At 41.9% G+C, this 260-nt stretch carries 1 protein-coding gene; it reads right to left on the reverse strand.

Features of this window, described 5'->3' with window-relative positions; translation table 11 throughout:
• Positions 1–260, reverse strand: a 260-nt coding sequence (locus NE558_RS14295; RefSeq protein WP_256150839.1) for a DUF5979 domain-containing protein, incomplete at both ends; no start/stop codon positions are given.

Below are 260 nucleotides of genomic sequence, written 5' to 3' on the forward strand. Positions count from 1 at the left end.
CGCTTCCAAAGTCAGAAGAGCGGTTTCATCTACTTCATGTACTTCATATTGTGCGCCAAGCGGGATATTTTCATAGACAGTACTTCCTGTCAATTCCCCTGCTTTTACAACTACAGTCTGCGGAACGACAACGACCTTTTCCTTATTGTTTTCATCCGTTGTTTTATAATGGATATGGAACAAATAACCCCGCTCTTCCCCATACGCTTTTCCCTGAAGTTTTTTCGTAATCTTAATTTCTCCGTGAGCAGGCACTTGTT

The organism is Anaerotignum propionicum, from assembly GCF_024461735.1.
Classification (GTDB): domain Bacteria; phylum Bacillota; class Clostridia; order Lachnospirales; family Anaerotignaceae; genus Chakrabartyella.